The sequence below is a fragment of the Agromyces albus genome, from assembly GCF_004134825.1.
GTDB lineage: Bacteria > Actinomycetota > Actinomycetes > Actinomycetales > Microbacteriaceae > Agromyces > Agromyces albus.
The window spans coordinates 102,153-126,072 of sequence record NZ_SDPN01000005.1; the positions used below are offsets into that span (position 1 = coordinate 102,153).

The window sequence follows — 23,920 nt, forward strand, 5'->3', positions numbered from 1 at the left end:
GTTCCACTCACGTCCCCTTCGCGACTACACTCTGCAAACGGAGCTGCCCGACGAAGGGAGGCGCTATGGCTGCGATCAGCGACGTCGCGCGCCTCGCGGGCGTCTCCAAGGCGACGGCATCGCGCGCGCTGAGCGGCCGCGGCGCCGTGGCCGACGAGACCCGCCGCCGCGTCGAGGCCGCAGCCGCCGAGATCGGCTTCATCGCCTCGCCCGCCGCCGCGAGCCTCGTCACTGGCCGCACGATGAACGTGGGCGTCATCATCCCGTTCGTCAATCGCTGGTTCTTCGGCGAGGTGCTCGAGGGCATCGAGCGGGCGCTGCTCGCCGCCGGCTACGACCTCACGCTCTACAACCTGGCCGACCACGGACCCGAGCGGGCGCGCGTGTTCGACTTCTTCCTCGCCCGCAAGCGCGTCGACGCCGTCATCGCCATCGGGGTCGATCTCTCCGAGCGTGAGATCGCGTCACTCGAACAACGCGGCAAGCCGATCGTGGCGCTCGGCGGCGCCGAGGCGGGGGTGCCGAGCCTGACGATCGACGACCGCGCGGTCGGCTTGCTCGCCACCGAGCACCTCCTCCACCTCGGGCACACGAGGATCGCCCACCTCGCGGGCACTGGTGCGGCGGCGATGCCGAACAGCGTCCACGGGCGACGACGGCACGGATTCCTCGAGGCGATGACCGCGGCAGGGCTCGCGCCCGGCGGGCGGGCGCACATCCACGAGACCGAGATGAGCATGCCCGGCGGGTACACGGGCACGCTGCAGCTCCTCGGTCATCCCGGGCGGCGGCCGACCGCGCTCTTCGCCGTGTCCGACGAGGTCGCCTTCGGCGCGTTCCGCGCGGCCGAGCACCTGGGCATCACGATTCCGGGCGAGTTGTCGATCATCGGCATCGACGGCCACGAGTACAGCGAGATGTTCGGGCTCACGACGGTGGAGCAGTATCCGGGCGAGCAGGGCAGGCTGGCGGTCGACGTCGTGCTGCGCCTGCTCGGCGAGGGGGAAGAAGCCGACCCGCTCCCCGACTCCGGGGCCCCACTGCCGACGCGGCTCGTCGTGCGCTCGAGCACGACGTCCGCCCCGCGCTGAGGCGGATTCCGCGAATGCCCTTGTAGGACCACGCATGCGTATGTGAGGATGCCGCTCAACGGAAACCGCTATCCCGCTGCCGCCCCCTACGACGGAACGGAAGTCAATGTCGACGAATCATAGCCACCCTCAGTCATCCGGTCATGGGATTTCGCGCAGGTCCTTCGTAGCGGGTGCCTCCATCGCCGTGCCGCTGGCCATCTTCGCCCCCGCCGGAGCATCCGCGGTCCCGGGCGGAACCCGCCGGCCAGTTCCGCGCATCGCCGCGGCATCGGGCGCGACGTCAACGTACGCTCACCCCGGGCTCGTGCACACCCTGTCAGATCTCGAGCGCGCGTCGGCGCAGGTCGCCGGCGGCGCCGAGCCGTGGGCGGGAGGCTGGGGCCGCCTCGTCGCGAACGGCCGCTCGAGCGCGGGGTGGTCGCCGCGTCCGGTCGAGACCGTCATCCGCGGCGGTGACGGATCGAACTACGGGCCGCTGTTCCTCGACATCCATGCCGCCTACCAGAACGCCCTGCGGTGGCACATCTCGGGCGAGGAGGCTCACGGTGCCACCGCGGTGCGGATCCTCAACGCATGGTCGGCGACGCTGAAGACGGTCACGGGCAACGCCGACCGCTTCCTCGCCGCGGGCATCTACGGCTACCAGTTCGCGAATGCGGCCGAGCTGGTGCGCGATCGCCCCGACTTCGAGTTCGAGCGATTCCGCGAGATGCTGCTCGGAATCTTCCACCCGATGAACGAGCACTTCCTCACGAACCACAACGGTGCGGTGATCACGAACTACTGGGCGAACTGGGACCTCTGCAACATGGCGTCGATCCTCGCGATCGGCATCTTCGCCGACCGCGACGACCTCGTCGACCGGGCCGTCGAGTACTTCCACAACGGTGCAGGGAACGGCTCCCTGCCGCACGCCGTGCCCTTCGTCTATGACGACCAGGGCCTCGCGCAGTGGCAGGAGAGCGGTCGCGACCAGGCGCACTCGATCATGGGCATCGGACTCATGGGCGCGTTCTGCGAGATGGCCTGGAACCAGGGCATCGACTGCTACGGCGTGGATGACAACCGCTTCCTCAAGGGCGCCGAGTACGTCGCGAAGTACAACCTCGGGCACGACGTGCCGTTCACGCCGTACACCTGGCAGTCGGGTCCGTCGACCACCGCGTCCCACGCCGGCTGGCAGACGCACACCGTCCCGAGTCCGTCCGCTCGCGGACAGGGCCGACCGGTGTGGGACCAGGTGCTGGGGCACTACTCGGGCCGCATGGGACTCGACACCCCATGGGTCGCGCAGATCGCCGAGAGCCTGCGACCCGATGGCGGAGGCGGCGACTACGGCCCGAACTCGGGAGGATACGACCAGCTCGGATTCGGCACCCTCATGCAATACCCGGCCGAGACGGGCAGGCGCGTCGTGCGGCTGCAGAGCTTCAACTACCCCGAGCGCTACGTTCGGCATTCGGGAACGGCGGTGCGAATCGACCCGACGGCGTCGCCGCTCGGAGATTCCCAGTTCCGGGTGGTTCCGGGCCTTGCCGGCACTGCCGACGGGCGTGTCTCCTTCGAGTCCGTCGACGCGCCCGGTCACTTCCTGCGGCACGCGAGCTACAGGCTCGGTCTCGTCAGGAATGACGGCTCGGCGCAATTCGCCGCCGATGCCACGTTCCTCCCGGTCGCGGGGCTGGCGCACTCCCGACTCACGTCATTCCGGGCGCACAACTTCGCCGACCGCTACCTCCGTCACTACGCCTACGGCCTCCGGCTCGATCCGGTCTCGACCGACCTCGCTCGCGCCGACGCGACGTTCCGCATGGTCGACTGAACAGGCCGGAGACGGATGCCTCGCCATCGGCAGATTCTTGAAGATGCACGTGGGACCTGCAGGAAGATCGGCTCGGCGCGCCGATCCCAGTGGGGCGACACGCCGTCGGGATGAGGATTCTTCCTGCATTTCCGTTTCGGATACCTGTGAGGGCCGCAAATTCCGGGTGGTACGACGGATGCCCCGTGGCTCGTGAGCCACGGGGCATCCGTGTGTTTCAGGTGACGCTGGTCACCTCAAGCTGCGGCGCGCTCGAACGAGCGCGTGCAATTACTTGAGGGTGACGGTGGCGCCGGCCTCTTCGAGAGCAGCCTTCGCCTTGTCAGCGGCTTCCTTGGTTGCGCCCTCGAGCACAGCCTTGGGAGCGCCGTCGACGACGGCCTTGGCCTCGCCGAGGCCGAGCGAGGTGAGCTCGCGCACGACCTTGATGACCTGGATCTTCTTCTCGCCAGCGGCCTCGAGCACGACGTCGAACGCCGTCTGCTCTTCGACCTCTTCAGCAGCAGCCGCGGGGCCCGCGACGCCGGCAACGGCGACGGGGGCAGCAGCGGTGACCTCGAAGGTCTCCTCGAATGCCTTGACGAACTCAGAGAGCTCGATGAGGGTCAGGCCCTTGAACTGCTCGAGCAGCTCTTCAGTGGACAGCTTCGCCATGATTTTTCTCCTTAGATTCTGTGGTTACTCACCGCTGGAGGCTCTCGCCTACGCAGCGGACTCCTGCTTCTCACGCAGCGCGTCGACCGTGCGAACGGCCTTCGACAGCGGTGCGTTGAACAGATATGCGGCTCCGAACAGCGAGGCCTTGAATGCACCGGCGAGCTTCGCCAGCAGCACTTCGCGGGACTCGAGGTCGGCGAGCTTGCCTACCTCTTCAGCGGTCAGGGGCTTGCCATCGAAATAGCCGCCCTTGACCACGAGGAGGGGGTTCGCCTTGGTGAAGTCACGCAGTGCCTTCGCGACGGCGACCGGGTCACCGTGCACGAATGCGATCGCGGAGGGACCGGCGAGCTCGTCATCGAACGACGAGATGCCGGCGTTGTTCGCCGCGATCTTGGTCAGCGTGTTCTTCACCACGGCGTAGCTCGCGTCCTCACTGATGGACTTGCGCAGCGTCTTGAGCTGGGCAACAGTGAGGCCGCGGTATTCGGTCAGCAGAACGGCGGTCGAGCTCTCGAACAGGTTCGTGAGTTCGGCAACCGAGGCTTCCTTGTTCGCCATGGCCACTCCTTGTGTCTTCAACGTGCATCGCGGAAGCGGTGCACGGCCTGGAGCCGCTGGGCTGCTGCTCATTCGAGCGGCAAAAAAGAGAAAGAAAAAAGCTCCGGCGCAGTTGCGCGGAGCTCGGCCCGATTCATCGGGAAGTCTTCGTCACACCTGCGCGGGCCCTTGCTTTCGCAAGACTTCGGTCATGCTCCCCGATTGTGTCAATCGGCGCGCACGAACAACCAGCGGTCTTCGGCTCCGACAAGGCTAACGGATGCCCCGCCCCCTCGCAAATCGACGGCCGCCGCTTGGCGCCTCAGCCCTCGTTGATGCGGTACCCGATGCTGCGAACGGTCTCGAGCAGGTGGCTCGACTCCGGAGCGGCGGTCTCGAACTTCTTGCGCACGCGGGTGACGAGCACTCGCGTCGCGGCAATGCTCCCCTCGTCATACGTGGCCAGGGCGCGCGCGAGCTCTTCGACACGCACGACCCGCGGACTGGCCTGCATCAGGCACTGCACGAGCAGGAACTCCCTCGGTGTGAGCGTCACGGTCGCTTCGCCGATGGACACCTTGAACGCCTGTGGATCGAGGACGAGGTCGCCGACCCTCAGCGTGCGCGCGGAAGGCTCCATCCGGATGCCGCAGGCCCGAACCGCCGCGATGAGCTGCTCGGCCCGACACGGGAGGGCGAGGATCGACCGCGCGCCCCGCGCAATGGCCTCGTATGCGAGGTCGGTGGCGTGCTCGTGCGTCGCGAGTCCGACGATCACGGGCACGTCGCTCCTGGCGGCCATCGCCTCGATGAAGCTGAGGAAGTCGACGTTGATCATGTCGGTCGGGGCGACGATCGCCGCCGGCTCAGACGACCGGGCGGCCAGCAGGGCACCGATCGCGTCGCGGTATCCGTGGATCTCGAATCCATGGGTCTCGAACGAGTCGACCGGATGCCCCGGGGCAGATCGTGACTCGATGAAGAGCACGCGAGCGGGCCAACTGGGCGCGAGAGTGATCTTCGGCGCGTCCTCGTGCACGATTGCCTCGCTCAGCCGAATGTTCAGTCGCCGGCGAGCGCCGACCTATCCATAGAAGGACGTCACGATGAACTCGATGTGAACGGCGGCTTTCTGTTCACCGACGAACGCTCGAGGACTTCGACCGTCGAACCGCGTTAGTTGACGAAAGTCCACTATCAACATATAGTTGACCATCGTCAATCAATAACGGGAGTTCCATGGCCAGCACCACGAGCACGCGAACGCGCACGAAGAATCCGGATGTCGCGGCATCCGTCGAGCTCACCGAAAGCGGCATGACGCACCGGCAGGTGCTCTCCGCACTCTCGGGCCTGCTGCTCGGCATGTTCGTGTCGATGATCGCGACGACGGTGGTCGGCACCTCGCTGCCGCTCATCATCGCCGACCTCGAGGGCGACCAGGCGTCGTTCACGTGGGTGGTCACGGCGACGCTGCTCGCGACGACGGTGTCGACGCCGATCTGGGGCAAGCTCGCCGACCTCTTCAATCGCAAGCTGCTGCTGCAGCTCGCGCTCGTGATCTTCGTCGTGGCGTCGGCGATCGCCGGCTTCTCTCAAGACCCGGGCATGCTCATCACGATGCGCGTGTTCCAGGGCCTCGGCGCCGGCGGCCTCGCCGCGCTCAGCCAGATCGTGATGGCCGACATCATCAGCCCGCGTGAGCGCGGCAGGTACGCGGGCCTCTTCGGAGCGGTCATGGCCGTGGCGACCGTCGGCGGACCGTTGCTCGGCGGCGTCATCACCGACACGCTCGGCTGGCGGTGGAACTTCTTCGTCGGGCTCCCGATCGCCATCGTCGCCCTCGTCCTGCTGCAGCGCACCCTGCACCTGCCGAAGCGCCCGAAGACCAAGGTCTCGATCGACTACCTCGGCATCGTGCTCATCACCGCCGGCGTCTCGCTGCTGCTGCTCTGGGTGAGCTTCGCGGGGCAGCAGTTCGAGTGGAACTCGCAGCAGAGCTACCTGATGGTCGGCGGCGCCGCCGTGCTGCTGCTCGCGGCCGTCTTGGTCGAGCTCAAGGCGAAGGAGCCCGTCATCCCGCTCGGGCTCTTCAAGAACCGCACGTTCACGCTCTCGGTCATCGCGAGCCTCTCGGTGGGCGTCGCGATGTTCGGCACGGCGGTGTTCCTCAGCCAGTACATGCAGCTCGCGCGCGGCGCGACTCCCACCGAGTCGGGCCTGCTCACCATCCCGATGATGGCAGGGCTGCTCATCGCCTCCACCGTGGTCGGCGGTCTCATCAGCCGGCGCGGCAAGTGGAAGGCGTACATGATCACCGGCGCCGCGCTCGTCGTCGCCGGCAGCCTGCTGCTCTCGCGACTGCACTACGACACCGACTTCTGGTACGTGGGCATCTCGATGTTCGTGCTCGGCGCGGGCGTCGGAATGGTGATGCAGAACCTCGTGCTCGTCGTGCAGAACACCGCCGAGGTGAAGCACCTCGGCGTCGCCACGAGCGCCGTCACGTTCTTCCGCAGCCTCGGCGGCACGGTCGGCGTCGCCGTCATGGGCTCCGTGCTCGGCACGATCGTCGCCGAGCAGATCAAGACCGGCGTCGGCACGCTCGAGCCCGAGCAGCAGGCCGTCGCCGCCCAGACCCTCGGCTCCGGCACCATCCCGACCATCAGCGCGCTGCCCGACTACCTGCGCGTCGTCGTCGAGTCGGCGTACGGCACCGGCGTCGGCAACGTCTTCCTCGTGGCCGTGCCGCTCGCGATCGTCACGCTCATCGCGGTGATCTTCCTGCCCAACAGCGATCTCGGCACGCTGAGCGCCGTGCAGCGCGCGAAGGCCGAGGCGCGCCATCACCGCGAGGTCGAGGACGCGGAGGATGCCGCGATCGATGTCGCCACGGCATCCGTCGCCCTCGCTCCGGTCGGCCTCGCGCACCCCGCCGGCGACCGCGCTGCCGGCAGCGAGCGCGACGGCGCGAACCGCGACGCCGGCCGTTCCGCCGGATCGCGCGACGAATAGGATGCCCGCATGACCGCCACCGCACCGTCGGCCGCCCGCACGGCCACCGACACCGAGATCGCCGCGGTCGAGGAGCAGCTCCGGCTGCTGTTCGTGCGCGTGCGAGCGGTGTGGAAGGAGGCCGCGGCCGCGGTGCACCCTGAGCTGCAGCCCGTGGGCTACAAGATCCTCGTCACCGTCGCGCGCCGTGGTCCAATGCAGCCCGGCGCGCTCGCCGACCATCTCGTGATCGACAAGAGCGTCGTCAGCCGTCAGATGAAGCACCTCGAGTCCCTCGGTCTCGCCGAGGTGCGCGTCGACCCGGCCGACGGGCGCGCCCGCATCCTCGAGGCCACACCGGCGGCGGTCGAGACCGTCAGCCAGCGGGGATCGCGGATGCAGCAGCAGCTCTACGCGCAGTTGCGCACGTGGCCCGGGCACGACGTCGACGAGCTCGCGCGACTGCTCGGCCGGCTCACGTCAGAGGTCGTCGGGCCCGCCGCGGACTCGCCGCAGGATCGCGCCGACGCGCTGGAGTGACCGTGTTCGCGCAGAGGCTCTGATCCGCACCACTCAGCCGGAACACCATCACTCCAGCGCGATGCGAGCGCGAGCCGGCCGGCCTCAGCGAGCGGGTTCCGCCTCCGCGCCGGCCGGGGCGGCGGGCAACCGCACCGTGAAGCGCGTCGAACCGGGCTCGCTCACGACGCCGACGGTGCCGTGGTGCGCCTCGACGACGGCCCGCACGATCGCGAGGCCGAGCCCGGTGCTGCCCGCAAGCCGCGAGCGCGACGAGTCGCCGCGGGCGAAGCGTTCGAAGAGCGACTCGGCCAGCTGCTGCGGGATGCCGGGGCCGTTGTCCTCCACCGAGAGTACGACCTCGTCGCCGTCACGATCGAGGGTCGCAACGACCTCGGTGCCCTCGGGCGTGTGGATGCGCGCGTTCGCGAGCAGGTTCGACACCACCTGGCGCAAGCGCGGCTCGTCGCCCATCACGTGCGGGGCGGCATCCGGCATCCGCACCTCCCAGTCATGATCGGGGCCGGCTGCCTGCGCGTCGCCGACCGCCTCGCCGACGATGCGGCCGAGGTCGACGGGCTGCGACGCGAGCTCGCGTCCCTCGTCGAGGCGGGCGAGCAGCAGCAGGTCCTCGACGAGCTCCGTCATGCGCACTGACTCCGACTCGATGCGGCCGATCGCGTGGATCACGTCGGGCGGCAGGTCGCGACCGTGCATCCTCGTGAGCTCGGCGTAGCCGCGGATCGACGCGAGCGGTGTGCGCAACTCGTGGCTCGCGTCGGCGACGAAGCGGCGCACCTTCTGCTCACTGTGCTCACGGGCGGTGAGGGCGGATGCCACGTGGCCGAGCATGCGGTTGAACGCCGTGCCGAGCCGGCCGACCTCGGTGACCTCGTCGGCCTCGGCCACACGCTCGGTCAGATCGACGTCGCCCCGGTCGAGCGGCAGTTCCGAGACGGCTTTGGCGGTCGCGGTCACGCGGCCCAGAGGCGCGAGCGCCCGGCTCACGACGAGCCATCCGACGCCGAGCGCGAGGACGAGGCCAACGGCAGCGACGATCGCGACGGTCCACGCCAGTTGCGCTGTCTGCGTGTTGACGTCGGCCAGTGGCAGCGCGAGCACGGTGCGCACTTGAGGATGGGACTCGACGGACAACGCGCGGTACTCGCCGAGCGGGCCTGCGGCGATGGTGTGCGGCTCCCCGTCGGGCGGAACGGACGCGAGCGCCGCGATCGCAGCACCGCCCGGCTCGAGCAACTCGCCGGTCTCCGAGATGTAGGCGGCGCTGACGGTATCGCCCGCGACGAGCACACCGAGCGTCCCCACCGGCTGACCGGGCACCTGCAGGAACTCGACCACCGTCGCCCGTGGGTCGGAGGGGAAGCCCGGCGGGGCGGCCTCGGTCGCCCGCGATGCCGTCGCTCGCAGACTCATGTCGAGACGCTCGACAGAGGAGGTGTGGAAGACAAGTACGGTGGCGATGCCGATGACGGCGCTCACCGCCACCAGGAGCCCCGCGACGATCACCAGTAGCCGACGACGGAGGGTCCACGGTCGACGACGGTTCGTGGCATCCGGCACGACCGAAGAGTCGGTCTCGTGCGCTCGCGCCTCGCGTGCCGAAGCCGCGTACCCGGGTTCGCCCGGGCGCGTCATCCGGTGGCCTTCAGCATGTAGCCGGCACCGCGAACGGTGTGGATCATGGGCTCGCGGCCCGCGTCGATCTTCTTGCGCAGGTAGGAGATGTAGAGCTCGACGACCGACTCCTTGCCGCCGAAGTCGTACGACCAGACCCGGTCGAGGATCTGCGCCTTCGAGAGCACACGGCGAGGGTTGCGCATGAGGAACCGCAGCAGCTCGAACTCGGTCGCGGTGAGCTCGATCGGGGTGCCCGCCCGGGCGACCTCGTACGAGTCCTCGTCGAGCGTGAGGTCGCCGACGGTGAGCACCGGGTCCTTCGCCTGCGCGAGGGTCAGGGTCGAGCGGCGGATGAGGCCGCGCAAGCGCGCCACGACCTCCTCGAGGCTGAACGGCTTGGTCACGTAGTCGTCGCCGCCCGCCGTGAGCCCGGCGATGCGATCGTCGAGCGAGTCCTTCGCGGTGAGGAAGAGCACGGGGGTCTCGGTGCCGTCGGCGCGCACCCGCTGCAACACCTCGAGGCCGTCGATGTCGGGGAGCATGATGTCGAGCACGATCGCGTCGGGGCGGAACTCGCGGGCGACCTTCACGGCGCTGAACCCGTCGACGGCCGTGCGCACGTCCCAGCCCTCGTAGCGCAGGGCCATCTTCAGCAGCTCGGTGAGCGAGTGCTCGTCGTCGACGACGAGCACGCGCACCATCGAGCCGTCGCCCTTCGTGATCGCGGGGGCGCGGTGGGGTGCGGGGGCGTTGCTCATGCTTCCAGTATCCGGACGGCGCTATGCGTTTCCTATGAACCAGATGAGCGGATGCCGCGCGGCGGCGCCGCCGCCGCGCTCGTGGCGCCCGATGACGACGGCTTCATCCGAGGCATCCGTGCGTCGGTACCCTTGACGGATGATCCGGACGAGTGACTCCCCGCGCCCGCGCACGCAGCCGAACGCACCGGCGCTCGGACTGCTGCTCGACGTCGACGGACCCATCGCGAGCCCGGTCAGCCGCTCGATCGCGATCCCGACGATCACCCGCGATCTCGTGCGGCTCGCGGCAGCCGGCGTGCCGATCATCTTCAACACGGGTCGCTCCGAGGCGTTCCTTCGCGAGCAGGTCGTCGGGCCGCTCCTCGAGGCCGGGCTTCCCGAGCACGCGACGGTCTTCGCCGTCTGCGAGAAGGGCGCCGTCTGGTTCGAGATCACCGCCGCGGGCATGGGCGAGGTACAGGTCGCCGAGGAACTCGCCGTGCCGTCCGCATACGGCCGCGCCATCGAGACACTCGTCGCCGAGCGCTTCGCGCAGCACGTCTTCTTCGATGAGACGAAGCGCGCGATGGTCTCGGTCGAGCAGCGTACCGAGATCACGAACGAGCAGTACCGTCCCGTGCAGCGCGAGTTCGACGCGCTCGCGTTCGCCGAGTTCGAGCGGCACGGGCTCGGGGTCACCGACGGCGAGCGTGACGTCGCGGCATCGGACGGGGCGGTCGACTTCCGTATCGACGCGACGATCATCTCGACCGACATCGAGTCGGTGCTGCTCGGCAAGGATCTCGGCGCGCGGCGGGCGATCGAGTGGCTCGAGCGTCACGGCACCCTGCCGATCGCGTGGCGCACCGTGGGCGATTCCCGCACGGACTACGCGATGGCGGACTGGCTGCACGAGCACGGCTTCGACGTCGCGCACGTCGACGTGCGACCGGCCGACGGCATTCCCGAGAAGCCCTACCCGGTGCTCACCGCCGACGAGCTCATCCACGACGAGGCGGGCGCCGCATTCCTCTCGCGCTGGGTCGACATGGTCGCCGGGGTCGCAGACCACGACCGCGACGTCGCATAGCGCACGGTCTTCTCGTCCGACGTCGGCAGGAGCCCGGGCGCCCGCGCCCGTCGGATGCCGCGCACACGCCTCCGGAAACGCATAGCGACTCCCGTGGCGCGCCATAGGGCGTGCATAGAGCGGGCTCCTAGCGTCGCGATCGACGCCCCGGCCGGTGCGTCGCCACCGACCCAGAGGACCATCATGTTCATCACCTACCTCCGGCGCGAGCTCGCCGGGCGGCGCAGGCAGACCGCGATCATCGCGATCGGCATGGCGCTCGCGATCGCGCTCGTCATGATCGTGAACTCCGTTTCGAGCGGCGTGCGCGACGCGCAGGCCTCAGTGCTCGAGTCCGTCTACGGCGTGGGTACCGACCTCACCGTGTCCGAAGAGCCGGCGGCGCCAGGCGAGGGCGAGGCCGCAGGCCCCGGCCGCTTCGAGTTCGGCGCCGACGCCGGCACCACCGAGGGCGAATCCACCGAAATCAGCCAGTCGCGGCTCACGGCCGGCTTCGGTGCAGCGACGTTCGACCAGTCGGCGCTCGAGACCGCGCAGGACATCGACGGCGTGTCCGCGGCATCCGCGGCCCTCGCCCTCACGAACATGACGTTCGAGGGCGAGCTGCCCGACTTCGCGCAGCGGGTCGAGGGAGGGCCGAGCGACGAGTTCGTCGAGGGCGGCGACACTGCCGATGCGCCGACCGGCGGCTTCGACGGGGCGGGCGGCAGCGCCTTCGACGTCAACAGCTTCTCGGTGCTCGGGATCGACCCCGCGGCCGATGCGGTCGGCCCGCTCTCGTCGGTGGAGCTCGACGAGGGACGTGGGCTCGAGGCATCCGACGCAGGCCAGGCCGTTGCCGTGCTCGACGCGAGCTATGCCACGAGTGCCGAGCTCGCGGTCGGCGACACGATCGACGTGGGCGGTACCGTCTTCGAGATCGTCGGCACCGTCACCTCGACGTCGGCCGATGCCGCGACCGCGGCCAACGTGTACATCCCGCTCGACCTCGCGCAGGAGATCGCCGGCCTCGACGGCCAGGTGAGCGACATCTACGTGCAGGCCGAGTCGGCAGACCTGATCGACGCCGTGCAGTCCGACCTCGAGGAAGCGCTGCCGGATGCCACGGTGTCGACGCAAGCCGACCTCGCCGCCTCGGTGTCGGGGTCGCTCGCGACCGCCTCGAGCCTCATCGCGAACCTCGGACTCTGGCTCTCGCTCGCGGTGCTCGCGGCGGCCTTCCTCATCGCGATCCTCTTCACGATCCAGGGCGTCACGCGCCGCACTCGAGAGTTCGGCACGCTCAAGGCGATCGGATGGTCGAACCGGCGCATCGTCGGCCAGGTCACGGGCGAGTCGCTCGTGCAGGGACTCATCGGCGGGGCGGCGGGTCTCGCGCTCGGCCTCGCGGGCATCTGGGTCGTGAACCTCATCGCCCCGACACTCGGCGGCAGCGCCGGTGACGGTGCACAGCCCGGGGGCGTCCTCGCAGCAGGGCCGCAGGGCGGCGACGGCGCGACCACCGGCGGGCCGTTCGGCGGGCGCGTCGACACCGCGGCCGCCACCGAGGTCGTCCTGAACGCACCCGTGACCGTGAGCGTCATCGTGATCGCGATCGGGCTCGCCGTGCTCGGCGGACTGCTCGCCGGCGCCATCGGCGGATGGCGCGCCGCCCGTCTCCGCCCGGCCGAGGCGCTCCGCAGTGTCGCTTGAAACCCCCACCGACTTCTCGAGAGGAACCACCATGTACACGCTCGAACACGTCTCGAAGACCTACACGCAATCGAAGCGGCGCGTCGACGCGCTGAAGGACGTGACCCTCACGATCCCGTCGGGCCAGCTCGTCGCGATCCAGGGCCCAACCGGCGGCGGCAAGTCGACGCTCCTGCAGATGCTCGGCGCGCTCGACCGGCCGAGCACCGGGAGCATCATGCTCGGTCAGTCGGAGCTCTCGCACCTGCCCGACCGCAAGCTCGGCGGCATCCGTGCCAAGGAGATCGGCTTCGTCTTCCAGGGCTTCAACCTCATCCCCACACTCACCGCCCAGGAGAACGTCGAGACCGCGCTCGAGCCGCTCGGCGTGAGCGGGGAGGAGCGGCGGCGACGCGCCCTCGAGGCGCTCGCCTCGGTGAGCCTCGCCGATCGCGCGAGCCACGTGCCCGGCGAGCTCTCGGGCGGGCAGCAGCAGCGGGTCGCGATCGCACGTGCGCTCGTGAAGGAACCCGAGGTGCTGCTCGCCGACGAGCCCACCGGCAACCTCGACGAGGAGACCCGTGACGAGATCATGGACCTGCTCGAGGGGCTCTGGCGCGACCGGGGTCTCACGCTCGTGATCGTGACGCACGATTCCGCGATCGCGAAGCGGGCCGAGCGACGGCTGCACATCAAGAACGGCACGGTGTCCGAGCGCTGAGCCGGCTCGCTGTTCATTGCCGCAGAAGCGGCAGACCGGCACCTGAGCGTTTGGGATCGACGCTCGAAAAGCGCCCGCTCAGTGCCGGTCTGCCATGGGTCCCCCACGACCCACAACTGTTCTAACCCGTGGTTCGAGAGGGATGAAACCCCTTGACACGGGATGCCGCGCATGCAGGCCGACCAGCTCCGGTGGACGGTGCCGTCGTCGATCAGCCGGAAGGCGAGGCGTCGGGCGCGAGCCGCGGACGAGTGACGCGCGCTAGGTTTGCCGGCATGGGCATACGGATGCATCAGCGATATGAACGGGGCTGATCCCGACCGGTGGTCGGGCGTCGCCGCGAACTGGGCCGAGCTCTGGGGCGGCTTCTCCGATCCGGCGCGGCGGGCGCTCGTCGAGCACGCCGACGTGGGCCCAGGCACGCGAGTGCTCGACGTCGGATGCGGCAGCGGCGAGTTCCTGGCCCTCCTCGCCGACCTCGGCGCCGAGGCGGTCGGGGTCGATCCCGCGCCGGGAATGGTCGCGGTGGCACGACGGTCGCTTCCGGACGCCGACATTCGCGAGGGTGACTTCAGTGCACTCCCCTGGCCCGACGGAACGTTCGACGTCGTCACCGCCGTGAACTCCCTGCAGTTCGCCGACGACATGGTCGCGGCGCTTCGCGAGGCGACGCGCGTGCTTCGGCCGGGTGGGCGCATCGGAATCGCCAACTGGGCGGAAGCCGCCCTGAACGACCTCGACACCATCGAGGACGCGGTGGCGCTCGCGGCAGGTGAGAAGCCGAGGCGGGGCGGCGACTACCGGCGGGCGGGCGGACTGCAGTCGCTCTTCGCGAGGGCCGGCCTCGAGGTCACCGCCGCGGGACTCGTCGAGACGCCCTGGCGGGCTGCCGACGAGGACACGCTCGTTCGCGGCGTGCTCCTCGGCGACGACGCGGCCAGGGTGGCAGCCGTTCGGGATGTCGTCGTCGAGGCGGCGCAGCCGTTCCGCACGGCCGACGGCGGCTACCTGCTGCGCAATGCGTTCCGCTATGCCGTCGGGCACGATCGCACGACGTGAGCAGGCGTGCGCCCGACGCTCGGCGAGCCGCTATGCGCCGGCGGGGCCGAGGGGCGACCCCGTGACGTCGCCGCCCGTGCGGAGCTCGACGAAGATCACATGCGTCGGGGTGTCACCGATGTTCTCGCCGAAGTGCTCCTGGGCCGGCACCCACGTCACCACGCCGGCAGGCAGCTCGACCTCTCGGGTCATGCTGCCCGACGTGAGCCGGCGGCGGAACGCACTGAGCGTGTACATGACGCTGTCGGGGTGCGCGTGAGGTGTGGTCGCATCGCCCGGCTGATCGGTGTACTCCAGCACACGCACCGACGCGTTCTCGAGGATGACCTTGTAGTGGTCGGGGTTGGTGGCTACGGGATCGAGGTCCATGCCACATGGTAGGCCGCGAGCACCCAGCCTCCGCCAAGGTTGGGCATAGCTTCGCTCCATAGTGTCGTATGGATGTCCCCCTCGCACCGGCTCCCCGTCTCCCGACCGCGTCGAACCCGCCTCATCGTGATGTCTCTCGCCGGTGCCCTCGTGACCGGCGGCGTCGCGACCACCATCGCCGTCACCAGCGCCAACAGCGGCGACGAACCTGCAGCCGCGGGCGCCGGCGACACGACAACCGTCGGGACCCGCCCGCAGCCGACCGAGCCCGAGGCCGCGGCGGCCGCGGCGCCTGCCGGCATTGCCTCCTCCCCCGCCGTGCAGGCGCAGCTCGACTACGTGCGCGAGCACTGGGACGACACCGAGAGCGAGCAGTTCGGCGTGCTCGGCGACACCGATTGCGTGAACTTCGCGAGCCAGTCGCTGCTCGCCCGCGGCTGGCAGACCGACGACGAGTGGTGGTACTCCGACTCGGGCGACCCCTGGGCCCACTCCGACGCGTGGGTCAGTTCGACCGCGCTCATGGAGTACCTCGAGGAGCACCCCGAGCGCGCCACCGCGCTCACCGATGACGAGCGTGCGTCGGTGAAGGTCGGCGACCTCGTGCAGTTCGACTGGGACGACTCGGGCGACCGCGACCACACGGGCATCGTCACCTCGGTGACCACGAACGCCGACGGCACCACGACCGTGCTCTACGCGGGCCACACGGATGCCACGTGGGACCGCTCCGTCGACACCGCGATCACCGAGCTGCACCCGGGCGGCACCGCGTACTACTGGAGCATCCCCGAGTAGCGCCGGCCACGCGGCATCCGCTCGACTGGTTCTACTGGTTCGAGAACGCGGCGTCGAACGACGCGCTCGGCAATGGCCACAGCTTCGAGCGGATGTAGCCCACCGCCTCGGCGGCGCCGTGCAGGCGGTCCATGCCGGCGTCCTCCCACTCGACCGAGATCGGGCCCTTGTAGCCGATCGACTCGAGGGCGCGGAACGCGTCCTCCCAGGGCACGTCGCCGTGCCCCGTCGAGACGAAATCCCAGCCGCGGCGCGGGTCGCCCCACGGCAGGTGCGAGCCGAGCACGCCGGCGCGGCCGTTGGCCGGACGCATCCGCGTGTCCTTGCAGTCCACGTGGTAGATGCGATCTTGGAAGTCGAGGATGAAGCCGACCGGGTCGATGTTCTGCCACATCATGTGGCTCGGGTCCCAGTTGAAGCCGAACGCCGGGCGGCGGCCGATCGCCTCGAGCGCGCGCACCGAGCTCCAGTAGTCGTACGCGATCTCGCTCGGATGCACCTCGTGCGCGAACCGCACGCCTTCGTCGTCGAACACGTCGAGGATCGGGTTCCAGCGGTTCGCGAAGTCCTCGAAGCCCTCGTCGATGACCGACGCCGGCACCGGCGGGAACATCGCGACGTACGGCCAGATCTTCGAGCCCGTGAAGCCCACGACGGTGTCGACGCCGAGCGCACGGGCCACGCGTGCGGCGCGCTTCATGTCGTCGGCGGCGCGCTGCCTGACACCTTCGGCATCGCCGTCGCCCCACGTGTAGGAGCGCAGGATGTCCCGGTGGCGGAAGTCGATCGGGTCGTCGCACACGGACTGCCCCGCGAGGTGATTCGAGATCGCGTACACCGACAAGCCATGTCGCTTCAGGATCTCGCGGCGCTCGTCGAGGTACCCGGGCTCCTCCTCGGCGAGCTTCAGGTCGAGGTGGTCGCCCGAGCACGCGATCTCGAGGCCGTCGTAGCCCCAGCCCGCGGCGAGGCGCGCAACCTCCTCGAACGGCAGGTCGGCCCACTGGCCCGTGAAGAGCGTGACGGGGTGGGTGGCGGCGGGGGTGGCGGGCGCTGCGGCATCCGTCATGGTCGTTCCCTTTCGTCTTGCAGAGCGGAGAGATAGCGGATGCTGCGCTCCGCGAGCTCGTCTTGGCTCGGTGCGAGCGGTCGCCACACCGAGGCGGCCACCGCGATGGTGTCGTTGTCGCCGGTGAAGCTCTCGAGGCCGAGCGGACCGGGGTAGCCGGCGTCGTCGAGCGCGTCGAGGAAGGCCGGCCAGTCGGTGTGGTCGTCGCCGACGGCGCCGCGGTCGTTGCCGCACACCTGCACGTGCGCGAGGTGCTCGCCGGCCGCCCGGATGGCGTCGCCGACGTGCTTCTCCTCGATGTTCAAGTGGTAGCTGTCGAGCGCGAGGCCGAGGCCGGGTCCGAGCATCGGGCCGAGCGCCTCGAGGGCCTGCTCGACGGTGTTCACGAGGCTCGTCTCGTAGCGATTGAGCGGTTCGACGGCGAGACGGATGCCGCTGCGCTCCGCCGCGCGCACGACCGGGCCGAGGCTGCCGACGAGTTCCCGGTAGCGCGACTCGCGCTCCTCGGCATCCATGCGCCAGGTGCGGCCGGTCGCGGCCGTGAACGGACCGGCGACGACGCGCGACCCCAGCCGCTCGGCGACGGCGATGCAGTGCACGAGGTAGTTCTGCGTCGCGACGACCTCCGAGCCGGGCGCGGCGACGAGGTTGCGGCCGGGCGCCATCGCTCCGATGACGATGGGCTGCAAGCGGTGCTCGGCGAGCACGTCGGCCGCGACATCCGGTGACCAATCCCCTGGCTGCTCCACCGGGAGCTCGAGGGCGCCGAACCCCATCGACTTGGCCTTCGCCGCGATCTCCACGAGCGAGTCGTCGTCGAGCGGCGAGGTCCAGACCCACGTGTTGACGCCGATGGTGCGGCGCATGCTGCCTCCTCGTCCCAGTTCCTCTTCAGAATTCAGGAGTCCCATGCTCATCATTCAGGAACACACGGCGTGCCGCGGCCGGTGGCGGGGTGATTCCTGCCATTCCGCGCCGCGACACGCCTCCCGGTTCCTGAATTCTGAACCCGGTGTTCCTGAATTGTGGTGGTGGTGAGGGGTCGGTTACGGGATGATGCGGTCCTGCCAGACCTGCGGGTAGCCCGGAAGGTCCTCGCCGCCGAACTTCGCGTAGTGCCCGTCGGGCATGCCGTCGTTTGCCTCGAGGTACTGGTCGACCTCTCCAGCGGTGATCGGGCTCTGCGGAAGCACCCATTCCTTCGGGATCTCCTCACCGGCGAAGATCTTCTGCGCCGCGAGGAGCGGCGTGCGCCACTGGAAGTTGGAGTACACCGGCGCGAGGCCCGTGAGTCCCGTGTCCTTCCACTTGCGGAGGAAGCTCATCTCGTCTTCGCCCGTCATGACGGGGTAGTCGACGCCGGCGTCCTCGAACGCCTCGATGGCCGCGACGGCGCCGTCACCGGCATCCATCCACACGCCGTGCACGTCGCCCTTGGCGAGCTCGTCGGAGATGATCTTCTTGATCTCGGTGGGGTCGGCTCCCGTGAAGTAGTCGACCGCCTCGATGCCGGCCTCGTCGAACAGCTTCTCGGCGGCAGCCCAGCGCTGCTCGAGCACGTCGACACCCGGGAGGATGCGGAGCGCCACGACCTTGTCGCCCTCTTCGAGCTCGTCGATGAGGAACTCAGCCGTGTCGATGCCCCACGCGAACCCGCCGATGGGGTGGATGAACGTGACGGGGCAATCGGTCTGAACGCCGCGGTCGAACACGACGACCGGCTTGCCGGTGTCGCACGCCCGCTCGACGGCCGGGGTCATCGCCGCGGTGGAGTTCGGCGAGATGATGAAGATGTCGCAGTTGCCCTCATTGATGAAGTAGTCGATGTCGGCGATCTGCGTGTCGTCGGAGTCCTGCGCGTCGCGGGTCTCCATCTCGGAGATGACGCCGGCCTCCTGCAGCACCTGCAGCTGCTGGTTCATCGTGATCCAGCCCGTCTGGCGCCACGGGTTCGAGATCGAGGCGTTCGCGAAGCACGCCTTCTTCGCCCCTTCACTCGCGAATGCCGCCGTGTCGACCATCTCGGCGTTGATGTACTGCAGCCACGGCTGGTCTTCAGGACCCTCGGGCGCGACACCCCGCTCTGCGTCTTGCTTGTCGAAGAGCTCCTGGTCGAACCACTCGACCTCTTCCGCTGCCGGCTCCGTCTCGTCCGTGGGTGAGCCCACGTTCGGATCGGTGGTACAACCGGCGAGTGTCATCAGCGCGAGAACGCCGACCGTGGCGGATGCCACTGTGAACCTGCGTCGCATCACGAACCTCCCTTGGTTTCGTTGTCAGCCCTCGACGTCGAGGGAATGGGTGCAGGACGAGCAGGGTCCTCGGAGGGATCCGGCTCCTTCGCCTCTGGTGCCGGCGAAGTCTCGAGGGCGCGGCCACGACGGCGCGCGCGGATGGTGGTCGCGGCATAGGCGACGGCGAGGATGATGATGGCGCCCTGCACCGCCTCGCGGTAGGTCGAGGGCACGCCGGCGAAGTTCAGCAGGGTGAAGAGCGCCTCGAGCGCGAACGCCCCGGCCGCCGCGGCGACGACCCAGCCGCGCCCTCCGCCGAGCACCACGCCGCCGAGCACGACCGCGGTGATCGCGGTGAACTCGTAGCCGCGGCCCACGCTCGGGTGCACGCCCGCGTACCCGACGAGGAGCACACCGGCGACAGTCGCCGAGAGCGACGAGAGCACGAAGGTCGAGGTCTTCACCCACCAGGTGCGGGTGCCCGAGTAGTGCGCGGTGGTGGGGTTGTCGCCGAGCGCCTTGATGCTGCGGCCGAAGGGGCGTCGGGCGAACCAGATCGCGATGACGAGCAGCACGACGAGGATCACGACCGACCACGGCAGCACCCCGATGACCGGGAGGTCGCGGATGCCGCCGCGACCGATCTGCCGGAACCCGTCGGCCGGGTTGCCGGTGGCTGCGCCGCCCGTCCAGTAGAGCGTCGCCCCGAGCAGGGCGAGCATCATGCCGAGCGTCGCGATGAAGCTCGGCACCTTGAGGAACGACACGATGAGGCCGTTGACGAGCCCGATGAACGCGCCGAACGCGAGCATGAAGAGCAGCACCGGGATCGACTTCGACTCGTCCTGCCCGATGAGGTTGCCGGCGATCACGACTTGCGCGGTGACGACCGAGCCCATCGAGAGGTCGAACTCGCCGCCGACGATCACGAAGTACTGGCCGATCGCCACGATCGCCACCGGCGCGACCCGCTGCACGAATCGCACGAACTGCGAGGGCTCGGCGAACGACGGATTCAGCACGGTGATCGCGATGAGCAGCACGATGAGCAGGAGGAAGACGGCGCCGCGCGGGCTGATGAGCGTGCGACCGAATCCCGCGAGGCGGTGGCCGAGGTGCTGGGAATCGGATGTCACGGCGCTCATGCCCCGGCCTCCTTCTGGGGGTCCTCTACCGGCGAGTCGCTGTGGGCGACGCCGGCGTTGTCGAGCGAGTCGGGCCCGATGCGCTCGGATGCGCCGCCCGCGCCGTCCGGCGTCGGCGACCCCGCGGTGAAGCGCGGTCGGCGCCGTTCGGTGACCCGCGCGGTGTAGACGGCCACTGCGGCGACGATGACGATGCCGCGCACGACGTCTTTCAGGAACGGGTTGACCTGCATCACGCTCATGACGTTGTCGACGACGGCGAAGATCGCGACGCCGCCGATCGTGCCCCAGATCGAGCCGCGGCCACCGAGCAGCAGGGTGCCGCCGAGCACGACGGCGGCGATCGAGAGCAGGTCGTACCCGCCCTGGCTGCCGACCGTGGGGCTGCCGACGCCGAGGCGGCTCGCGAGCAGGAGGCCCGCGAGGGCCGCGGTCATCGAGCACAGCAGGTGAGCGATGATGACCGGCCGCGCCGTGCGGATGCCCGACAGCCGGGCCACCTGCTCGTTGCCGCCGACGGCGAACATGTGGTTGCCGGTGCGAGTTCGAGCGAGGAAGAGCGCGCCGAGCACCGCCACGCCGAGCATGATGAGCGTCGAGACCGGCACCGGACCGACGCCCGTCGCCCCGATGAGCTGGAACTCCCACGGCACGCTGCCGCTCGTGCCCTTGTAGTTCGTGTCGAGGTAGCCCTTGATGATGAGGCCCGTGCCGAGGGTCGCGATGAAGCCGTTCACCTTGAGCTTCGTCACGATGAGGCCGTTGGCCGTGCCGATGAGCGCGGCCACGACGAGCACCGTGAGCACCGCGGCGGGGATGTTGCCCGGGTTGCCGGCCATCATGTCGGCCGCGATGAGGCTCGAGAGGCTCACGACGTAGGGCACCGACAGGTCGAGCGAGGCGCACAGGATCACGAGGGTCTGCCCGATGGCCACGAAGCCGAGCACGCTCATGCCCGTGAGGATGTCGCGGATGTTGCCTGCGCTGAAGAAGTTGCGGCCGACGCTCGCGACGAGCACCGAGCCGATGATGATGACGCCCACGAGCGCGATGCCGACGATGAGGCTCGCGTCGAGGCGACGGCGGCGCGGCCGGCGCACGGGGGCCGGGGCTTCGGTGAGGGTGCTCATGGTTGCGCCCCCGTCTCGAGCTTGAGCGTGCCGGTCGCGGCGGCGAGGATCGTCGCCTCGTCCGACCGTGCCGGCAGTTCGGCGGAGGCCCGGCCGTCGTGCATCACGATGATGCGGTCGGACATGCCGATGACCTCGGGCAGTTCCGAGGAGATCATGAGGATGGCGACCCCTTCTTTCGCGAGCCGGCGCATGAGGTGGTACACGGCGACCTTCGCGCCGACGTCGATGCCGCGAGTGGGCTCGTCGAGCAGCACGACGCTCGGTTTCGTGGCGAGCCACTTCGCGAGCACGACCTTCTGCTGGTTGCCGCCCGAGAGGTATTGCACCTCCTGGTCGACTCCGCGCGAGACGACTTCGAGCGACGAGAGCACTCCCGGCAGTTCGCGCCTCGCCTCGGTCGTGCGGCGTGCGAAGACGGATCGGATCACGAGCAGGGCGTTGTCGGCGATGGACTGGTTGAGCGCGAGTCCCTGGGCCTTGCGGTCTTCGGTGATGAGGGCGATGCCCGAGCGCACGGCCTGGCGCGCCGAGGTGACGTGGATCGGCCGGCCGTCGAGCTGCATCTCGCCGCGAGTGAAGGGCGTGATGCCGAAGACGCCCTCGACGAGCTCGGTGCGGCCCGAGCCCTGCAGTCCCGCGACGCCGACGATCTCGCCGGCGCGGAGCTCGAGGTCGACCCCCTCGACGTAGTCGTTGCCGACCCCCGTGAGCTGGAGGCGGGGCTCACCGAGCACCGTGCCGGGTTCGGCGTCGGGGAAATAGGCGGAGATCGGGCGGCCGACCATGCGCCGCACGAGCTCGTCGGTGTTGAGCTCCGACGCGGGACCGGTCGAGACGAGCGCGCCGTCCTTCAGCACGGTGATGGTGTCGCAGAGGTCGAAGATCTCCTTGAGCCGATGCGAGACGTAGAGGATGGCCACGCCCCGAGCCGCGAGGCGGCGCACGATCGCGTAGAGCAGCTCCACCTCGTGACCGGCGAGCGCAGCCGTCGGCTCGTCCATCTGGATGACGCGGGCGTCGGTCGAGAGCGCCTTCACGATCTCGACGATCTGCTGCTCGGCGACGGTGAGGGTTCGCACCGGGGCATCCGCGTCGATCGTGTCGATGCCGAGCTCGTCGAGCAGCGCTCGCGTCTCACGCTGCATCGCCGCCCGGTCGACGAGACCGCGGCGTTTCGGCTCGCGGCCGAGGAACACATTCTGGGCGACGGTGCGCTCGGGCAGCAGGTTGAACTCCTGGAACACCGTGGCGAGGCCGGCGTGCGCGGCTTGCACCGGGTGGGTGAAGTCGACCTTCTCGCCGCCGAGCGTGATCGTGCCGGCGTCGCGCTCGTAGACGCCCGCGAGGAGCTTCATGAACGTCGACTTGCCCGCGCCGTTCTCGCCGACGAGGCCGTGCACCTCGCCCGGTGCGAGTGTGAGGCCGACACCGCGCAGCACCTGCACTCCGAAGAACGACTTCTCGAGGCCCTTGGCCACGAGCACCGGTGTCGCGTCGGTGTCGTTCATGCGGCGGCCACCTCCACCCAGCCGTCGGAGGCCGCCGAGGCGAGCACGGCCTCGGTGAGGCGCACAGCGCGCAGCCCGTCGGCGAATCGGGGAAGCCCGTCGGGAGCGCTGCCGTCGATGGCAGCGTACGCGTCGGCGACGAAGGCGTTGAAGGCGTCTTGATAGCCCATCGGATGCCCCGCCGGCACGAGCGCGAGGCGCGCCGCGTCGGGGGCGAGCCGGGCCGGGTCGCGTTCGAGCACACTCGAGCCGTCGACCCTGCCGAGCCAGAGCTGCTCGGGTCGCTCCTGCTCGAACCGGATGCTGCCGCTCGCGCCCGAGAGCTCGATCGAGAGCCCGTTCTTGTGCCCTGCCGCGACCTGCGACACGAGCAGCGTGCCGATCGCACCCGACTCGAGTTCGACGACGACGGCCACGAGGTCTTCGGTGGCGATGTCGGCGTGTCTCGAGCGAGCCGCGTACACCGTGCGCGTCGAGGCGTTCAGGCGCACGATGCGCTCGCCCGACACGAACTCGAGCAGGTCGACGAGATGCGAGCCGATGTCGGCGAAGGCGCGCGAGGGCCCGCCGAGCTCGGCGTCGACGCGCCAGTCGTCGTCGTGGGGCTCGGCGAGCCAGTCTTGGAGGTAGGCGCCTTGCACGCTGAGGAGCCTTCCGGTCTCGCCCCGGGCGACGCGCGCTCGGGCCTCTCTCGCCATCGGGTGGAACCGGTAGACGAAGGGCACCGCCGCCACGAGGCCGCGGTCGGCGGCGAGCGCGGTGAGCTCGGCGGCATCCGTCACCGTCGTTGCGAGGGGCTTCTCGCAGATCACGTGCTTGCCGGCCTCGAGGGCGGCACGGGCGATCGCGGCGTGCGTGCTGTTCGGCGTGCAGATGTGCACGACGTCGATGCCGGGGTCGGCGAGCAATGCGTCGACCGAGTCGAAGGCCGCACCGAGACCGAGGCGATCGGCGGCGTCGCGGGCACGGTCCGCCGATGACGACGCGCCGCCCGTGAGTTCGGCTCGAGCTGCCCGTGCAGCATGCGTGTGCACGGCGGCCATGAAGCCCCCGCCGATGATGCCGGCGCGAAGGGTGTTGGCCGGGGCGATGACGTCCGTTGTCATGCTCGCCATACTG

Annotated in this window: 22 protein-coding genes; 9 read left to right on the forward strand and 13 right to left on the reverse strand. The window is 69.6% G+C overall.

Annotated features, from left to right (window positions below; all coding sequences use genetic code 11):
* Positions 1 to 65 precede the first annotated feature (65 nt).
* Together ESP51_RS04440 and ESP51_RS04445 are read left to right on the forward strand one after the other, a co-directional pair.
* Positions 66 to 1,091, forward strand: coding sequence for a LacI family DNA-binding transcriptional regulator (locus ESP51_RS04440; RefSeq protein ID WP_129519684.1), 1,026 nt, complete (start codon positions 66 to 68; stop codon positions 1,089 to 1,091).
* Between the two features lie 307 nt (positions 1,092 to 1,398).
* The gene (locus ESP51_RS04445) at positions 1,399 to 2,916 is read left to right on the forward strand and encodes an AbfB domain-containing protein (protein WP_206737202.1); all 1,518 of its coding nucleotides are present in this window, start codon (positions 1,399 to 1,401) and stop codon (positions 2,914 to 2,916) included.
* 270 nt (positions 2,917 to 3,186) lie between these two features.
* On the opposite strand, the gene rplL is transcribed toward ESP51_RS04445, so the two are convergent.
* From rplL to ESP51_RS04460, 3 genes are all read right to left on the reverse strand, one after another.
* Positions 3,187 to 3,570 carry a 50S ribosomal protein L7/L12 gene (gene rplL, locus ESP51_RS04450; protein WP_022891542.1) on the reverse strand — a complete coding sequence of 128 codons (384 nt, stop codon included), beginning with the start codon at positions 3,568 to 3,570 and terminating at the stop codon, positions 3,187 to 3,189.
* 48 nt (positions 3,571 to 3,618) lie between these two features.
* Positions 3,619 to 4,134 carry a 50S ribosomal protein L10 gene (rplJ, locus tag ESP51_RS04455; protein WP_129519685.1) on the reverse strand — a complete coding sequence of 172 codons (516 nt, stop codon included), beginning with the start codon at positions 4,132 to 4,134 and terminating at the stop codon, positions 3,619 to 3,621.
* Between the two features lie 301 nt (positions 4,135 to 4,435).
* Entirely contained in the window at positions 4,436 to 5,152 is a 717-nt protein-coding gene (locus tag ESP51_RS04460; protein ID WP_129519686.1) for a response regulator transcription factor, read from the reverse strand.
* A gap of 278 nt (positions 5,153 to 5,430) precedes the next feature.
* Here ESP51_RS04460 and ESP51_RS04465 point away from each other — a divergent pair, with 278 nt between their 5' ends.
* Entirely contained in the window at positions 5,431 to 7,128 is a 1,698-nt protein-coding gene (locus ESP51_RS04465) for an MDR family MFS transporter (RefSeq protein ID WP_129519734.1), read from the forward strand.
* A 9-nt stretch (positions 7,129 to 7,137) separates the two neighbouring features.
* Positions 7,138 to 7,647 carry a MarR family winged helix-turn-helix transcriptional regulator gene (locus tag ESP51_RS04470; RefSeq protein WP_129519687.1) on the forward strand — a complete coding sequence of 170 codons (510 nt, stop codon included), beginning with the start codon at positions 7,138 to 7,140 and terminating at the stop codon, positions 7,645 to 7,647.
* An 84-nt stretch (positions 7,648 to 7,731) separates the two neighbouring features.
* On the opposite strand, the gene ESP51_RS04475 is transcribed toward ESP51_RS04470, so the two are convergent.
* Positions 7,732 to 9,282, reverse strand: coding sequence for a sensor histidine kinase (locus ESP51_RS04475; RefSeq protein WP_129519688.1), 1,551 nt, complete (start codon positions 9,280 to 9,282; stop codon positions 7,732 to 7,734).
* A complete protein-coding gene (locus ESP51_RS04480; protein ID WP_129519689.1) occupies positions 9,279 to 10,022 on the reverse strand; it encodes a response regulator transcription factor in 744 nt (247 codons plus the stop codon). The genes ESP51_RS04475 and ESP51_RS04480 overlap by 4 nt, the downstream gene beginning before the upstream one ends.
* A gap of 139 nt (positions 10,023 to 10,161) precedes the next feature.
* Here ESP51_RS04480 and ESP51_RS04485 point away from each other — a divergent pair, with 139 nt between their 5' ends.
* The 4 genes from ESP51_RS04485 (at position 10,162) to ESP51_RS04500 (ending at position 14,545) form a co-directional block, all read left to right on the forward strand.
* Entirely contained in the window at positions 10,162 to 11,094 is a 933-nt protein-coding gene (locus ESP51_RS04485) for a Cof-type HAD-IIB family hydrolase (RefSeq protein WP_206737203.1), read from the forward strand.
* Between the two features lie 183 nt (positions 11,095 to 11,277).
* Complete coding sequence (locus ESP51_RS04490; protein ID WP_129519690.1) at positions 11,278 to 12,786, forward strand: ABC transporter permease; 1,509 nt, start codon at positions 11,278 to 11,280, stop codon at positions 12,784 to 12,786.
* Between the two features lie 31 nt (positions 12,787 to 12,817).
* A complete protein-coding gene (locus ESP51_RS04495; protein ID WP_129519691.1) occupies positions 12,818 to 13,486 on the forward strand; it encodes an ABC transporter ATP-binding protein in 669 nt (222 codons plus the stop codon).
* Positions 13,487 to 13,786: 300 nt separating this feature from the next.
* Complete coding sequence (locus ESP51_RS04500) at positions 13,787 to 14,545, forward strand: class I SAM-dependent methyltransferase (protein WP_129519692.1); 759 nt, start codon at positions 13,787 to 13,789, stop codon at positions 14,543 to 14,545.
* A gap of 30 nt (positions 14,546 to 14,575) precedes the next feature.
* On the opposite strand, the gene ESP51_RS04505 is transcribed toward ESP51_RS04500, so the two are convergent.
* Positions 14,576 to 14,914 (reverse strand): cupin domain-containing protein, encoded by a 339-nt coding sequence (locus tag ESP51_RS04505; protein ID WP_129519693.1) that lies wholly within the window; start codon positions 14,912 to 14,914, stop codon positions 14,576 to 14,578.
* A gap of 72 nt (positions 14,915 to 14,986) precedes the next feature.
* Here ESP51_RS04505 and ESP51_RS04510 point away from each other — a divergent pair, with 72 nt between their 5' ends.
* Positions 14,987 to 15,712, forward strand: a complete 726-nt coding sequence (locus tag ESP51_RS04510; protein WP_129519694.1) for an amidase domain-containing protein — start codon at positions 14,987 to 14,989, stop codon at positions 15,710 to 15,712.
* Positions 15,713 to 15,743: 31 nt separating this feature from the next.
* Here ESP51_RS04510 and ESP51_RS04515 read toward each other — a convergent pair whose 3' ends face one another.
* From ESP51_RS04515 to ESP51_RS04545, 7 genes are all read right to left on the reverse strand, one after another.
* Entirely contained in the window at positions 15,744 to 16,781 is a 1,038-nt protein-coding gene (locus ESP51_RS04515) for a sugar phosphate isomerase/epimerase family protein (protein WP_129519695.1), read from the reverse strand.
* A complete protein-coding gene (locus tag ESP51_RS04520; protein ID WP_129519696.1) occupies positions 16,778 to 17,647 on the reverse strand; it encodes a sugar phosphate isomerase/epimerase family protein in 870 nt (289 codons plus the stop codon). Before ESP51_RS04520 ends, ESP51_RS04515 begins: the two co-directional genes overlap by 4 nt.
* Positions 17,648 to 17,827: 180 nt before the next feature.
* Entirely contained in the window at positions 17,828 to 19,033 is a 1,206-nt protein-coding gene (locus tag ESP51_RS04525; RefSeq protein ID WP_129519697.1) for a substrate-binding domain-containing protein, read from the reverse strand.
* Positions 19,033 to 20,160, reverse strand: a complete 1,128-nt coding sequence (locus tag ESP51_RS04530) for an ABC transporter permease (RefSeq protein WP_129519698.1) — start codon at positions 20,158 to 20,160, stop codon at positions 19,033 to 19,035. Before ESP51_RS04530 ends, ESP51_RS04525 begins: the two co-directional genes overlap by 1 nt.
* Positions 20,157 to 21,290, reverse strand: a complete 1,134-nt coding sequence (locus ESP51_RS04535; RefSeq protein ID WP_129519699.1) for an ABC transporter permease — start codon at positions 21,288 to 21,290, stop codon at positions 20,157 to 20,159. The genes ESP51_RS04530 and ESP51_RS04535 overlap by 4 nt, the downstream gene beginning before the upstream one ends.
* Entirely contained in the window at positions 21,287 to 22,801 is a 1,515-nt protein-coding gene (locus ESP51_RS04540; RefSeq protein WP_129519700.1) for a sugar ABC transporter ATP-binding protein, read from the reverse strand. Before ESP51_RS04540 ends, ESP51_RS04535 begins: the two co-directional genes overlap by 4 nt.
* On the reverse strand, positions 22,798 to 23,907 hold the full coding sequence (locus ESP51_RS04545; RefSeq protein WP_129519701.1) for a Gfo/Idh/MocA family protein: 1,110 nt from the start codon (positions 23,905 to 23,907) through the stop codon (positions 22,798 to 22,800). Before ESP51_RS04545 ends, ESP51_RS04540 begins: the two co-directional genes overlap by 4 nt.
* Between the last annotated feature and the right edge of the window lie 13 nt (positions 23,908 to 23,920).